We start from the raw sequence: 12,701 nt of genomic DNA on the forward strand, positions 1-12,701 counted from the left end.
GCTCGGCCTCAAGGAACTTCGGTTAACATGACTCCTTCGAGTGAGGTGGATTCCGCGCTCGCGAGGTCGTGATACGACGCGAGCTCCTCGGCCACCGTCGCTGCATCCCAGTTGAGGAGCGGTGCGATCAAGTCGGCAACCTCTGCGGCGGCGTCGATTCCGTGGCCGGGGTATTCCATCGCGATACGGGTCCGGCGGATCAGAATGTCGTCCAGGTGCCGAGCATCTTCGTGAGTGACGGCGTAGACGATCTCGGCGCGTAGATACCCGGGCGCACCCAGCACCGGAAAGGCGAGTTCGGGCCGATCGTGAAGTAGCGCGCCCAGATCCGAGATCCGGTCGCCGTATCTACGGAGGAGTCGTTCGACGGCCTCGGTGGTGAGTCCCAACTCGACTGCGAGTCGGGACCGCTTGTTCCACAGGGCTGCAAAGCCCGCGCCGCCGACGAGTGGAACGTCCTGGGTGCACGAGGGTGGTATTTCCGGCCCGAACTCTCGGACAGCCTCGTTGACCACGTCCGCAGCCATCACCCGATAGGTGGTGTACTTTCCGCCCGCGATCACGAGCAGACCGGGAAGAGGGGCGGACACGACATGCTCGCGCGAGAGCTTGGTCGTCGAATCGGCGGAGCCGGCGACCAGAGGACGCAGACCGGCGTACGTGCCCACGACGTCGGCACGACCGACCGGTCTGCGAAGTATGCGGTTGACTTGCTCGAGCAGGTAGTCGACGTCGTCGGCATCGGTGACGGGTTCCACGGTGGGGTCGTCCCATTCGGTGTCGGTCGTTCCCACGATCCAGTGCTGCCCCCACGGGATGACGAACAACACACTGTGATCGCTGCGCGCGATGATGCCGCTGGCCGAATCGATGCGGTCGGCGGGGAGCACGAGGTGAACACCCTTGGACGCGCGCACCGTCAAGGCGCGCGCGGAGCCGGCCAGTTGTTGCGAAGCGGTCGACCAGGCCCCGGTAGCGTTGATGATCTGCCGGGCATGCACCGTTGACCGTCGACCGCTCTCGAGGTCGTGAAGTTCGGCACCGACGACCCGATCGCCGTCGCGCACGAACTTGGTGACCTCGACTCGGTTCGCAACGCAAGCACCGTATTCGGCTGCTGTGCGTACGATCGACATGGTGTGTCGGGCATCGTCGACGGCGGCATCGAAGTACTGGATGGCTCCGCGCAACGCGTCGGGTCGTAGGGCCGGAGCAACGTCGAGCGCCGCGCGGCGGGAGAGGTGCCGGTGCGTCGGGATGCCCTTCTTGGCGCGGGACGCGAGGGCGAGCGCGTCGTACATTGCGATACCTGCACCGACGTAGACTCGCTCCCATGCGGGCCGGGTGAGCGGGTACAGGAACGGAACCGGCCGAACCAGATGCGGCGCAAGACGGTTGAGTAGCAGGCCGCGCTCTCGTAGTGCCTCGTGAACCAGGCCGAAGTCGAGCATCTCGAGGTATCGCAGACCGCCGTGGATCAGTTTGCTCGAGCGACTGGACGTACCGCTGGCCCAGTCCCGGGCTTCGACGAGGGCAGTGGACAGGCCGCGTGTCGCGGCGTCGAGAGCCGCTCCGGCGCCCACCACGCCGCCGCCGACAACGAGGATGTCGAACGGTTCTCGTCCCATACGTTCGAGGGAATGCTCGCGGGCGAGTGAGGACAGCGCACCGCTCATTTCCGCACGCACCGGGACACGAACGAGACGACATCGCCCAACACGCCTGCAGCGTTGGTCTCATTGAAGACCTCGTGCCGGGCCTCGTCGTAGACGATGCCGTCGAAGTGGGGGCCGCGGATCTTCTCGAGAGCGGCCCGGGTCAGATCCAGCGGGGCCAGCGCATCGAGTTCGCCGTGGAGCCAGAGTGTGGGGACGTCGGGAAGCGTGGGGCCGGCAGCGATCCGATCGACACTCGTCCGATACGCAGTCAAGGTCTCGCGCAGGTAAGGCCCGTGATAGACGAGGGGATCGGACTCGAATTCCTTGCCCACATTACTGTCTCGGGAGAGCGCGGCAGGATCGACGGGTACGTTCTCGATCGGATCGTGATCTGCCAACGCGAACACCGCGGGGTTACCGCCCGCAACCGGTGCGGACAGTACCAACGCGCGAAGGTCGTCGCCGAGACCGAGCTGCATGAACCGTATCGCGATGTTCCCGCCTATCGAATGCCCGATCAGCGTGGCAGGAAGGTTACCGTGTTCGGCAACGACAGTTGCCCGCACTGCGGCCAGATCTGCGGCGTACTCGTCCAGATCGCAGAGGAGCCCGCGCTCGCCGGGTGAGCGTCCGTGTCCGCGGTGATCCGGTGCGATCACCATCGTTCCGGCGTCCGTCAGCCATCGGGCGAGAGGCTCGTACCGACCCGCGTGCTCGGCGTATCCATGAGCGAGGAACACAACTCCGACTGCGGCGTGCGAGGGATTCCACACGTGCACGGTCAACTCTCCCGAGGGAACTTCCATGGTGCGTTGCGTCGACATATAGGTCTCTCCGATCCGTTTGCGTCGCTACAGATTAGGTAGTTCCGGCAGCCGCATCGATCCCGTGTTCCGGGAGGCGAAACCGACGGGTTCCACCTTGTGGAACCCGAACCCGTCCGCCGGATCGGGCACTCGTAGTTTCTGAAGCTGCGCCGGCCGATGTTGTGCCGACGACCCCAGTACTGCTGATCATGTGGAGGAAATCGTGAATGCCGAGACGAACAGTGCAATGGCCGAGTACGTAGGGCCGGTCTACGAGTTGTGTGAGTTCGTGGTCCCGGAGGGCCGTGAACTGGAATTCGAAAAGGTGATGCTCACGGCGCGGACCGTCATTGCACGATGTCCCGGACTCGTCTCGATCGAGTACTGGCGTGGTGTGGAGAAACGCAACGTTTACTCGCTCCTGCTCAAATGGCGCTCATTGGACGCGCATCTGGTGCAGTGGCGCAGTTCGCCGCACTATTCGGAATGGAGCGATCTGGTTGTCCCGTTTATTGTGGAGCCGCCCCGCGACGGCCACTTCGTGCCGTGCGGCGATCCGTACTCGGCATGACCGGCTCGGTGTGCGCGCCGGCCGCCCGAATATGCACTGGTGCACGTCGTTCCACTGGCCGGAATTAACGTGGCCTTGGTCATGCGAAATGGTTGCCATAGTGGAATCTACGCGCGTAGAGTGACGTGAGACACACGGCAGGCGATGGAGGTACGAACGTGGAATCTGTTCTGGAAAGACCTGAGACGACGGCGGGTGTGGTGTCCTCCGTTGCCAAAGCCGCGCGACTTCTGCGCGCACTCTCGCGCAGTAACGGCGAGGCCGGTGTCACGGAACTGGCGCTCGCTGCCGGACTGCCCAAGAGCACTGCGCATCGAGTACTTGCCGAGCTGATCCAGGAAGAAATGGTCGCTCACAGCGGTTCTCGGTACGCCCTCGGTGCCGGTTGGTATGCGTTGCAGATGAGCCGGAGTACGTCGATGTGGGGCGATCTCCTCGACATCGCGAGACGACCGCTGGAAAACGTGTTCGAGGCCACCGGAGCCAACGTCCATCTTGCTGTCCTCGAGGGAGGTCAGGTCCTCTACCTGGAGAAGCTCACCGCCCGCGGTGGAACTCGGATTCCCACTCGCGTCGGCGCGCGCATGCCGGCCACCTGTACGGCGATCGGCAAGGCCCTACTGGCATTCAGTGACGTGTCCATGATTCGTTCGGTGCTCTCGCATAACCTTCCTCGTCCGTCGGCACGGTCCATCGTCGCTCCACGCCTGTTGCTCGATCAACTCGCAGAGGTGCGTCGGGTCGGGTACTCGCAAGACCTCGAGGAATCCCAGCTCGGGTTGTTCTGCGTAGCGGCACCGGTAGTGACGGAAGGACGTTCTGTCGCCGCCGTCTCGCTGGCGCGGCTAGGCTCGAGTGGGCACATGGTATCGGATAGAAATCATGTGCGCCGCACGGCATTACAGATAGCTCAGGCACTGTCGACGCCCTACTGATCGACACGGAGTCGATCGACGTTCCACGCGCCGGAACCACCGGCGGGGACGGTGCGGGCGGGACGCAATACTGGGCCACCCGAGCAACGGGTCGCCCAATGAAGGAGTAAGGACATGTACCGGATTCAACGCCTCGGATACGTCGCGATCGAAGTGGCTGATCTGGAGGCGGCGATCGACTTCTATGCGCGAGTGGTTCGGCTCGAGGTAACCGAGCGTCGCGACGGCGTCGCGTTCATGAGCGGTGGCGTAGACCATCATTGGGTACGTCTGGAGCAAGGGCCCAACCCCGGAATTTCGCGGATCGCCTACCAGGCACTCGACCGCGCTGCCTACGACGGCATCGCTGCAGACCTCGAAGCGGCGGGAATCGAATTCGTTCGAGGTGGCGACTTCATCGCCGACCGTGTCGAGGAATGGCTCCGGTTCCGGGACCCGGCGGGGATCCAATGGGAGATCTTTACCAAGATGGCCGAACTAGCCGTTCCCATTGCTCCGAACGGTATTTCGCTGGACAAGATGTTGCACACCCTTTGGGTGGTGCCGAACTTCGACGAAGAAACGGCGTTCTGTCGCGACGTCCTCGGATTCCGGATCTCGGATCAGGTCGAGGAATCGGTGGAGTTCCTCAGATGTGAGAACGGCTATCACCACTCGCTCGGCTTCGCTCGTGGTGGGAGAGGAGCTCGCCGGGCCCCAGTTCTCGCACTTCTGCATTCTGGTAGACACTCTCGACGACGTCATGCGATTTCGACACAACGCCGTATCGCTGGGCGTTGAGCTCGAACTGGACATCCTGCGCCACCCCACATCGGGTTCGATGGGGGTCTACGTGACCGAGCCGTGGCTGGGTTTCTCGATCGAGTTCTCCACCGATCACGAGGTGATCGTCGACGCGACACATCGTCCTCGGCGTTTTGCCATGGGCAAAGGCGCACTCGACGTGTGGAAGGAACCGCTTCCTGCTCCGCGCGTGGACTCGGTGGCATCGTTCACCGAGTACCTGGACCCGGTGGATGCCCTGTAGCAAACGATCGGAAAAAATGAACTGCGCCTGCCGATCTCGGTAGGCGCAGTTCAATCTTGTGTCAAGAGATTCGGATCAGATCATCTCGGAATCGGGGACGGCGAAGCTTGCCCACCCCTTCACCACGACGGTATCGCCGGCGCGCGCTTCTAACTCGACGTCGACGAGTGTGTCGCACCCCCGCACCTCGGTGCCGGTGATCGTGCCACTGCACGTGAGCGTGTCACCCGGCCAGACCATCTGTGCGAAGCGGACCTTGTACCGGCGGATGTTCACCGCGCCCAGCCACGAGGTGGCCCAGGACGCGAGCAGGCCGGCGGGATACATTCCGGGAGCGAACGGTTTCTCGTAACCCGCCGCGCCTGCCACTGCAGGGTCATGGTGGATGGCGGCCAGGTCGCCCGACGCGCCCTGGTAGACGACGAAATCGGTGACACTGAGCGGCCCGAACACGCTGGGCTCCGGCGGTGCCGTCAGTGAGATGCGGGGGCGGGGGATGTTCACCGGGCACTCGCCGGACGTGAAATATGAGCTTCGGTCCAGATGCACTGAGCAACCATGTCTCCCTTTTCATTTCGATAGTCGGTGGTTACGGCGACAAACGTCATGGGTCCGGCGCGCTTGCCTTCCTTCTCCCAGGTGTCGGAGATCCGGGCGGTTCCGGTCAAGGTGGTGCCGACCTGCGGCGCCCCGCTCGGGAAGACATATTCGACCTCCACGTGGAGCATGCGAGCGGAGTCGAGTTCGGCGTCGTGCAACGGGTTGGCGTCGTCTCCCTGCCACCACATGGCGGTGGCGAGAAAGGTCGGGGGAATGACTGCGGCCGGATCGTCGGTGTCGATCGATCGTTCCGCGACCGCACCTACGAACTCACGCAGCTTCCCCCGCTCGATCGGAAGAACGAAATCCTGTCCGGTCTTACCGATGACTACAGCGGAGTGATCCATACCGTCATGTTCCGGCGTCCCGCCTCCGCCGGCATGCGCCGGTTCCGTCGGTCGGAAAGCCTAATCCCGGCAGCCGCTTCCGCGAGGCAGAACGACGACTGGCAAAGGAATCTCCAACTGCGTACTTCTGATTCGGTGACCAATCCCGATGACGTATCCCAGACGAGTCCGGTGGTGGATCTACACGCCCACTTCATGCCACCTGACCTACCTGATCTGGCCGCCGAGACCGGCGACGACCGCTGGCCGATGCTCTTCGCGCATCCCGATGCCTTGACCGGCTCGGTGATGCGCGGTCCCCAGACGTTCCGGGTCGTGCGGCGACCGTGTTGGGACACCGCTGCCCGACTCGGTGAGATGGACGCATTGGGCGTGGACGTTCAAGTGATCTCGCCGATCCCGGTGGCACTGACTTACTGGGCCGAGCCGAAACTCGGGCTGCGCTACGCTCGGCACATCAATGATTGGCTGGCACAGACCGTCGGCGAGGGCCGTGGTCGGCTGCGAGGGTTGGGCACGGTGCCCCTGCAGGATCCGACAGCTGCGGTCTCGGAACTGAAGCGGTGTGTCGAGGAGCTCGGGTTGGACGGGCTGGAGTTGGGTACCGTGGTGGGAACAACCGAGTTGGATGCGCAAGAGCTACGCCCGTTCTTCGCCGCGGCCGAGGAGCTCCAGACGCCGCTGTTCATTCACCCCATGGACACCAGGTGCGTGAGCCGAGCGGCGTCCGTGGATCTTTCGTTCGGAATCGGAATGATGACCGATACCGCGCTGGCAGCAGGTGCTCTCGTCTTCGGTGGTGTGCTCGAGGACTTTCCCGGTCTGCGGATCTGCTTGTCGCACGGTGGGGGCGGGCTGCCCTGGATGTGGCCGCGGCTCAAGTTCGGTCGCTCGATCAGCCAGCCCGGTCTCGAAGCCCACTGGGATGAACTCGTGGGCCGCTTCTACGTCGATTCACTCGTCTTCGACCCGCAGCATCTGGATCTGCTGCGAACGCGCTTCGGAATCGACCACATCGTGGCCGGCTCCGACTACCCGTTCCTGCCGAACGGGCCGAGCCCGCAGTCGATCCTGGAGGTGGCGGCGCAGCGCGGACTGCTGTCGGCCGAGGAACTCCGAGCGGTCAGGAGTGGGAATGCGTTGGAGTTCCTCGGCCGTCGGATAGCCGGAGCGGTCTGAGCTCGGACCGCTAGCGGGATATGGCGATCTCGTCGGAGGCGACGAGATTCGCCGCCAGGACGGTCATTCCAGTTCTGGCGAGCTCGGCGATCCGCGTCTCCTTGGACAGTCGGGTCTCCGCGGCAACCAGAACGTCGGTGACGCGGCTGTCGGGGATGACCACCACACCGTCGCGATCACCGACAATCCAATCTCCGGGTTGCACGAGAATGCCACCAAGACTGATGTTTCCGCCGACTTGGCCGGTACGTCTCTTGACGGTGCCGCGTGAGCAGACGCCGCGGGCCGCGATCGCCGGCGGTGCCTCCAACGAATCCAGGTCACGAATCCCGTCGTCGAGGACGATGGCCTGCCAGCCGCCGGCGCGGAGCTGCTCGACCAGCAGATCGCCGATGGCCCCGTAACGGCCCTTTCCGGTGCTGGCGACGCAGTAGACGTCGCCAGTGGGATTGGTTGCCATGAGCCCGTGGTGAAGTCCGAGGTTGTCCCCGGCAGTAATCTCGGCGGTATGTGCTTGCCCTGCGAAGGGCACACCGACGAGGAGTTTCAGCCCGGACGCAAGTCCGCGCCGTCCGGCTGCTTCGTACAGCGTCGGGACCCCGAGCTTCAGTAGGTCCTCTTTGATCGTGTTCATGCCGTCTCCTGACGCGTGGAAGGGTGATCGATCGAAATGTGGGTTCTCACGCAAGTGCCTCCGCACCGCCGTCGAGGACTACACGAGTAGCACTCAGGTAAGCCGGGGCATCCTTGACGAGATAGGCGATCAGGTCTGCTACCTCGTCCACGCGGCCCAGGCGTGCAGCGGGCACTCGCGCTGCTGCCCAGTCATCGAGATCGCCTCGGGCAGCGGCGATGAACGCGCTGTCGATCACACCGGCCGAGACGACGTTGACCACGATGTCGCGAGGAGCGAGTTCGACGCCCAACGAGACGAGGAAGGCTTCGAGAGCAGCCTTGGTGGCGCCGTAGACCGTCCGCTCGGGAAGCGGACGGCGGGCGGAGATGGAACCAAGCCCGACGATACGCGCTCCCGAGGACCAGTCACAGTCCCGCAAGAGCGCTTGCAGCAGCAAGATCGGAGAGACCACGTTGGTGGCGAAGGTCGTCTGTACGCGCTCCGGTGCCACGGTATCCAAACGTCCACGTGCGCCTACGCCCGCGGTGAGCAGCACCCAGCCGATCGACCCACCCGACTCCTGGGCGGCGCGCACCATTGCAGTGCGCACCGCCTCGTCGTTCACGTCTCCGGCCACCGAGACGAGCCCGTCGCCTTGCAGTCGGGTGAGGGGCTCGGGGGAAAGATCGAGAGCGATGACGTGCTGGGTCGAGCCGCGGAGGCGGTCCACTACAGCCGCGGCGACATCTCCTGCGCCGACGACGATTCCGATACTCATCGTGATTCCTGTTCCAGATGGCGGGCGACACGCTCGGGTCCCGAGGATGCGAGTTGATCGAGACGCTGCCCGAGTGCGGGACGCAGCCGTTCCAGTTCTTCACCGACGAAGACGTACGGATCGCCGGTGGCTGCCTGCCCGGCGTCGGAGGTCAGGTAGATCGTCGAGCCGAGGGAGTGAACCAGATCTGTCCGCGCGGCCAACGGCGCCAACGGCATCTCCCGCACCGTCCGTGTCAACGTGAAGAGGTCGACCTCGAAAACCGCCCCCGAACCGGCCAGGGTCCCGACTTCGTCGTCGGTCAGATACAGGCTGTGCGTGACGGTACACAGAACCGGACCGACGGTCGCCGCGAATTCGGCGAACTCCCGGCGGCCGTCTCGGGAGAGGTGCGAGGTGGCGAGCACGATCGGCTGCGCGAGATCGCTCAACATCTCGGCGATCTCCGTCCAGAACCGGGGCAGCGGCAGCTCCCAACCCAGCGAACCGTCCGCGTTACGAGACGGGCCCCAGATCCAGCGCACACCACGTGCGAGAGCGTCGCTCACGTCCTTCGGAGAGATGCCCGGGTTCAACACGATCGACGCAATGACATGTGGAGAACCCGGCGGCAGCGCATCGACAGGTTCTGCCGTGCAGCCGCCGTGCGACTTCCAGACCAGCCCCTTGACGCCTGCCCGGCGTGCTGCTTCTCGCACCGCGTCGCCGTCACCCCACCGGCCCTCGTCGGCCGAACCCGGATGAACGTGTAGATCCCAACTGAGCATGACCGGTCAGTCCATGTAGATGCCACCGTTGACGTCCACGGTCTCGCCCGTGAGATACGACGCCGCCGGTGACAGGAGGAAGTTCACGACCTGGGCTACTTCGTCGGCGCGCCCGATCCGACGAAGCGGAATGCCCGCGCCACGATCGCGGATACCGGGCACGTTGTCGAGGAACTGGGTTTCGATGATGCCCGGCGCCACCGCGTTCACGCGGATGCCCTCGGGGCCGAGCTCCCCGGCGAGAGACATGGTGAGGCAGAGCACCGCGGCCTTGGCCGTCGAATACGGTGCACCGATGAGGAGCCCGCCGGTCTTCGCGGCCTGCGACGTGAAGTTGACGATGCTCCGGTACTCGCACGCCGAGGCACGCAACAGTGGCAAGAACGCGCGGCAGACGCGGACGGTGCCGAACAGGTTGACGTCGTAGACCTGCTGCCATATCGCGTCGGTTGCGTCGTCGAAGGACACGGGGGTTCCAGCTCCCGCCGCGTTCACCAGCGCATCGATCTGCCGGTGTTGCTCGCGGATCTGCGCGCTGACCGCGTCGACCGCGGCCGGGTCGGTGATGTCGCACGCGAGGATTCCGGTGGCGGTGTTCGCCTGACGGTCCAGACCGATCACGGTCCAACCTTCCGTGCGAAGAGCATTCGCGGTGGCGAGGCCGATACCGCCTGCGGCGCCGGTGACGACGCAGACGCGGGAATCAGTGGAAGACATGAGGTACGTCCTGTTCGGTGTCGTGGTGTGAACTGTGTTGGCATGTCGTGATGGTGTCTGCCACGGTGCGTCGTCGGAGCTCGGACAGCGAGCGCTCGCTGTACCATCCGATGTGCGGCGTCACCAGTACGCGTGGATGGTCGAGGATGTCGGTGAGTGGACTGTCCGGCCGAAGCCGGGCGTCCAGACCGAGACCACCGAGCCTGCCGTCCAGGACGGCGGCAGCGACCGCCCCTTCGTCCAGCAGTCCCACGCGCGCCGTGTTGACGAGGACCGCACCCGGGCGTAGGCACCGGAGGAGATCTTCGTCGAAGAAGCGCTGGGTGCCGGGATCGAGCTCGCGTTGGACGAAGACGACGTCGGCGCGGGCAAGCCCTCGAGTCAAGGTGACGGCACGCATGCCGGGATCGAGCGGTACGTCGGTTCGGCGGCTGGTGATCATGGTGTTCCATCCGAGTGCAACCAGGCTTTTGGCGAGGTGGCGACCGACAGCGCCGAGTCCGATCACCAATGCGCTGGTATCCCCGGCCCGTCTGTTCCCGGTGATGTACTCCTGCCAACCGTGACGCTGTCCGTCGACATTGTCGTGGCGTGGACCTAGTTGCTGCACTAACGTCAGACCGAGACCGAGTGTGTGATTGGACAGCTCGCTCACGCAGTAGTCCCGGACGTTGACGACCGCGATCCGGGCAGCCTCCGCCGCCGCCAGATCGACGGTGTCCACACCGGTGCCGAAACGTCCCACCACGCGGCACGACGTCAGGCGGGAGATGAAGTCACGGTCGATCACCCTGCGCACGTGGACGATTGCGTCGGCGGCGGCGAGTTCACGGTAGTCTCCGCTCCAGCGACGCAGCTCCCAGCCCAACTCGTCGGCCGCGGCTTCCTCGACGGTCAGATCGTCGTCGAGCAAAGAATCGACGGCGAGGACGAGCCCGCCCGTCACAGCCATCGCTGACGCCATTCGAGGGTGTCGAGGGCTCGGGCGTTGCCGCTTGTCAGTGCGACCTGGTCGTCGGCCTCGAGCGCGGCGAGCAACACCGCGTCGGCCCCGGTGGCGGATCCGCGGGATCCGAAGACGAACCGGTGCGCACCGAAGGTCCCGACACCGGCCGCCAGGCTCGCCGGAGCCGTCTGATCGGTGACCTGGAGGAGTACGTTGGGGCAACAGTCGAGCAGTCGCCAGACTGCGGGCTGTTCACATACCCGGTCTCCCAGTACGAGTAATGCCACTTCAGGGGCCGAACAGGCGAAGGCGGCCAACTCGGTCAGGGGGACCGTGCCGGTCGGGCCGTAGTCGAGCGCAAGGGCGTAGCCCTCACGTTCACATACCGCCGGAAGCGGATCGAGCGCCCACTCGGTGAGGGGAAGAGCACCTTTCGTTGATCGAAGGTTCAGCCTCAGGACGCCGGGAGCTCCCGCTCGAACGGCTGCTCGCGCCGAGTCGACGCTTTCCCACGGGTCGAGGGACGGGACGAAGACGACCTGTCGGCGAAGCAGGGCCCCACTGCTGGAACTCTCCTGCCAGGTCTCGGTCACGGAGAGCTCGGGCACCCACGCCTCGTAACCGGAGCCTTGTCGTGCTGCCTCTGCCGACGATGCGTCGGTGTCTACCAGATCGATGCTCATGTAGTCCTCATTGCTGGAATGCCGGCCGGGCGGCCGACAAGATGTCGTCAACGGTTCGCTCGGCATCCACACCTGTCTCGGTCCAGTGCTGAGCCAGACGTGCCAGAACCTGGGCCGCGGCATCGGCGACACGGGATGCGCATTCGAGATCGGTGGCATACGAGATGGCATGGCGCAGTTCGGGAGTGCGCCGAGCCACGTGCGTGACATCGCTGGTCACCAGTACGTCCGCGAAGTCGGCGAACACACCTCCGAGGTTCTGCTGGATCGAACGCCAGGCGACGCCGGAGGGGTCGAGAACCTCGGCGTTCGCCCGGAACTCCATCACCAGTCCCTCGAGGGGTTTCATGAAGAGGGAACGGGTGAGTTTCACCGCGGCCGCCTGCCCCACCGCACCGCCTGCGACGTCGACTGCGAAACCGAGACCTCGCAGAGCTGTCGCCGCAGCTTCCGAACGTATTCCGCTGATCGCCAGGAGCGGATGGTCAACCACTCGGTCGAGTGAGTCGAGCAGGGCGACGTCGATCCAGTCGTCGGCATCGGGAGCGGCGGTTGCGATTTTCGTCGACGGCGGCGCACTCGCCCAGTCGAGGATCGTCGGACGTCCGTCGACGTGGGTACGGACGTACACGGCGGCGTTCGGTGTGACCGACGACGGCACACACATCGCAACATGCGATGCACTGATGTGCTCCTGCGCGCCGACCCGGGTGACTCGTTCGTGACGTGAAGGCGGTATCCGGGGAGCGTCGTCCCTGACCAGAACGGAACCGCCGGCGGCGAGAATCCGTTCGGACAAGACGAAGCCGACCGAACCGTGGCCGACGATCAACCAGGTCCCGGCCACGGATTCCATACCTGTGATCGCATCGCCCCTTGCGTCGATCGGATCTCGCGCATTCACCGTGTCTTCGCTCCCGACCATCTCCGTGCGCCTCGATCGAGGCGCACCTGTTGTGTGTGGACATGTGCAAGATAGGCATGTGGCGTCGGTCGCCACTTCCCCGAGTTCCGGGCGCCGGAACGGTGTGGGGCGAGTACCGCTGACGCCGAACTACTTTTGCGCCAAAC

16 protein-coding genes are annotated in these 12,701 nt (G+C 64.7%); 5 read left to right on the forward strand and 11 right to left on the reverse strand.

Features of this window, described 5'->3' with window-relative positions; genetic code table 11:
• Positions 1–8: 8 nt before the first annotated feature.
• Positions 9–1,676 carry a glycerol-3-phosphate dehydrogenase/oxidase gene (locus ABH922_RS26950; RefSeq protein ID WP_424810092.1) on the reverse strand — a complete coding sequence of 556 codons (1,668 nt, stop codon included), beginning with the start codon at positions 1,674–1,676 and terminating at the stop codon, positions 9–11.
• Positions 1,673–2,482, reverse strand: a complete 810-nt coding sequence (locus tag ABH922_RS26955; protein ID WP_424810093.1) for an alpha/beta fold hydrolase — start codon at positions 2,480–2,482, stop codon at positions 1,673–1,675. The genes ABH922_RS26950 and ABH922_RS26955 overlap by 4 nt, the downstream gene beginning before the upstream one ends.
• Positions 2,483–2,687: 205 nt before the next feature.
• Here ABH922_RS26955 and ABH922_RS26960 point away from each other — a divergent pair, with 205 nt between their 5' ends.
• From ABH922_RS26960 to ABH922_RS26975, 4 genes are all read left to right on the forward strand, one after another.
• On the forward strand, positions 2,688–3,035 hold the full coding sequence (locus ABH922_RS26960) for an antibiotic biosynthesis monooxygenase family protein (protein ID WP_424810094.1): 348 nt from the start codon (positions 2,688–2,690) through the stop codon (positions 3,033–3,035).
• 158 nt (positions 3,036–3,193) lie between these two features.
• Positions 3,194–3,970, forward strand: coding sequence for an IclR family transcriptional regulator (locus tag ABH922_RS26965; RefSeq protein WP_424810095.1), 777 nt, complete (start codon positions 3,194–3,196; stop codon positions 3,968–3,970).
• A 114-nt stretch (positions 3,971–4,084) separates the two neighbouring features.
• Positions 4,085–4,750: a VOC family protein gene (locus ABH922_RS26970; protein WP_424810096.1), complete on the forward strand. Its 666-nt coding sequence runs from the start codon at positions 4,085–4,087 to the stop codon at positions 4,748–4,750.
• Positions 4,713–4,997: a hypothetical protein gene (locus tag ABH922_RS26975; RefSeq protein WP_424810097.1), complete on the forward strand. Its 285-nt coding sequence runs from the start codon at positions 4,713–4,715 to the stop codon at positions 4,995–4,997. Before ABH922_RS26970 ends, ABH922_RS26975 begins: the two co-directional genes overlap by 38 nt.
• A gap of 75 nt (positions 4,998–5,072) precedes the next feature.
• Here the strand turns inward: ABH922_RS26975 and ABH922_RS26980 are convergent, their stop codons facing one another.
• Together ABH922_RS26980 and ABH922_RS26985 are read right to left on the reverse strand one after the other, a co-directional pair.
• A complete protein-coding gene (locus ABH922_RS26980; protein WP_424810098.1) occupies positions 5,073–5,501 on the reverse strand; it encodes a MaoC family dehydratase in 429 nt (142 codons plus the stop codon).
• Complete coding sequence (locus ABH922_RS26985) at positions 5,498–5,944, reverse strand: FAS1-like dehydratase domain-containing protein (RefSeq protein ID WP_424810099.1); 447 nt, start codon at positions 5,942–5,944, stop codon at positions 5,498–5,500. Before ABH922_RS26985 ends, ABH922_RS26980 begins: the two co-directional genes overlap by 4 nt.
• Before the next feature lie 135 nt (positions 5,945–6,079).
• On the opposite strand from ABH922_RS26985, the gene ABH922_RS26990 reads away from it, so the two are divergent.
• Positions 6,080–7,123 carry an amidohydrolase family protein gene (locus tag ABH922_RS26990; RefSeq protein WP_424810100.1) on the forward strand — a complete coding sequence of 348 codons (1,044 nt, stop codon included), beginning with the start codon at positions 6,080–6,082 and terminating at the stop codon, positions 7,121–7,123.
• Between the two features lie 10 nt (positions 7,124–7,133).
• On the opposite strand, the gene ABH922_RS26995 is transcribed toward ABH922_RS26990, so the two are convergent.
• Genes ABH922_RS26995 through ABH922_RS27025 form a run of 7 tightly spaced genes read right to left on the reverse strand, consistent with a single transcriptional unit; the run spans position 7,134 to position 12,555 of the window.
• Positions 7,134–7,757, reverse strand: a complete 624-nt coding sequence (locus ABH922_RS26995; protein ID WP_424810101.1) for an RraA family protein — start codon at positions 7,755–7,757, stop codon at positions 7,134–7,136.
• 46 nt (positions 7,758–7,803) lie between these two features.
• On the reverse strand, positions 7,804–8,517 hold the full coding sequence (locus tag ABH922_RS27000) for an SDR family NAD(P)-dependent oxidoreductase (RefSeq protein WP_424810102.1): 714 nt from the start codon (positions 8,515–8,517) through the stop codon (positions 7,804–7,806).
• A complete protein-coding gene (locus ABH922_RS27005) occupies positions 8,514–9,284 on the reverse strand; it encodes a DUF6282 family protein (RefSeq protein WP_424810103.1) in 771 nt (256 codons plus the stop codon). Before ABH922_RS27005 ends, ABH922_RS27000 begins: the two co-directional genes overlap by 4 nt.
• Positions 9,285–9,290: 6 nt before the next feature.
• A complete protein-coding gene (locus ABH922_RS27010; protein WP_424810104.1) occupies positions 9,291–10,001 on the reverse strand; it encodes an SDR family NAD(P)-dependent oxidoreductase in 711 nt (236 codons plus the stop codon).
• Positions 9,988–10,953, reverse strand: a complete 966-nt coding sequence (locus ABH922_RS27015) for an NAD(P)-dependent oxidoreductase (protein WP_424810105.1) — start codon at positions 10,951–10,953, stop codon at positions 9,988–9,990. The genes ABH922_RS27010 and ABH922_RS27015 overlap by 14 nt, the downstream gene beginning before the upstream one ends.
• A complete protein-coding gene (locus ABH922_RS27020) occupies positions 10,944–11,630 on the reverse strand; it encodes a hypothetical protein (protein ID WP_424810106.1) in 687 nt (228 codons plus the stop codon). Before ABH922_RS27020 ends, ABH922_RS27015 begins: the two co-directional genes overlap by 10 nt.
• A gap of 7 nt (positions 11,631–11,637) precedes the next feature.
• Positions 11,638–12,555 carry a hypothetical protein gene (locus ABH922_RS27025; protein WP_424810107.1) on the reverse strand — a complete coding sequence of 306 codons (918 nt, stop codon included), beginning with the start codon at positions 12,553–12,555 and terminating at the stop codon, positions 11,638–11,640.
• Positions 12,556–12,701 lie beyond the last annotated feature (146 nt).

The sequence above is a fragment of the Rhodococcus sp. 27YEA15 genome (assembly GCF_049739425.1).
GTDB lineage: Bacteria > Actinomycetota > Actinomycetes > Mycobacteriales > Mycobacteriaceae > Rhodococcus_F.

Coding starts and splice junctions, on each gene's coding strand:
- ABH922_RS26950 (WP_424810092.1), bottom strand. CDS start 1,676: ATGAGCGGTGCGCTGTCCTCACTCGCCCGCGAGCATTCCCTCGAACGT.
- ABH922_RS27020 (WP_424810106.1), bottom strand. CDS start 11,630: ATGAGCATCGATCTGGTAGACACCGACGCATCGTCGGCAGAGGCAGCA.
- ABH922_RS26955 (WP_424810093.1), bottom strand. CDS start 2,482: ATGTCGACGCAACGCACCATGGAAGTTCCCTCGGGAGAGTTGACCGTG.
- ABH922_RS27005 (WP_424810103.1), bottom strand. CDS start 9,284: ATGCTCAGTTGGGATCTACACGTTCATCCGGGTTCGGCCGACGAGGGC.
- ABH922_RS26995 (WP_424810101.1), bottom strand. CDS start 7,757: ATGAACACGATCAAAGAGGACCTACTGAAGCTCGGGGTCCCGACGCTG.
- ABH922_RS26985 (WP_424810099.1), bottom strand. CDS start 5,944: ATGGATCACTCCGCTGTAGTCATCGGTAAGACCGGACAGGATTTCGTT.
- ABH922_RS27025 (WP_424810107.1), bottom strand. CDS start 12,555: ATGGTCGGGAGCGAAGACACGGTGAATGCGCGAGATCCGATCGACGCA.
- ABH922_RS27000 (WP_424810102.1), bottom strand. CDS start 8,517: ATGAGTATCGGAATCGTCGTCGGCGCAGGAGATGTCGCCGCGGCTGTA.
- ABH922_RS27015 (WP_424810105.1), bottom strand. CDS start 10,953: ATGGCTGTGACGGGCGGGCTCGTCCTCGCCGTCGATTCTTTGCTCGAC.
- ABH922_RS27010 (WP_424810104.1), bottom strand. CDS start 10,001: ATGTCTTCCACTGATTCCCGCGTCTGCGTCGTCACCGGCGCCGCAGGC.
- ABH922_RS26975 (WP_424810097.1), top strand. CDS start 4,713: ATGCGATTTCGACACAACGCCGTATCGCTGGGCGTTGAGCTCGAACTG.
- ABH922_RS26970 (WP_424810096.1), top strand. CDS start 4,085: ATGTACCGGATTCAACGCCTCGGATACGTCGCGATCGAAGTGGCTGAT.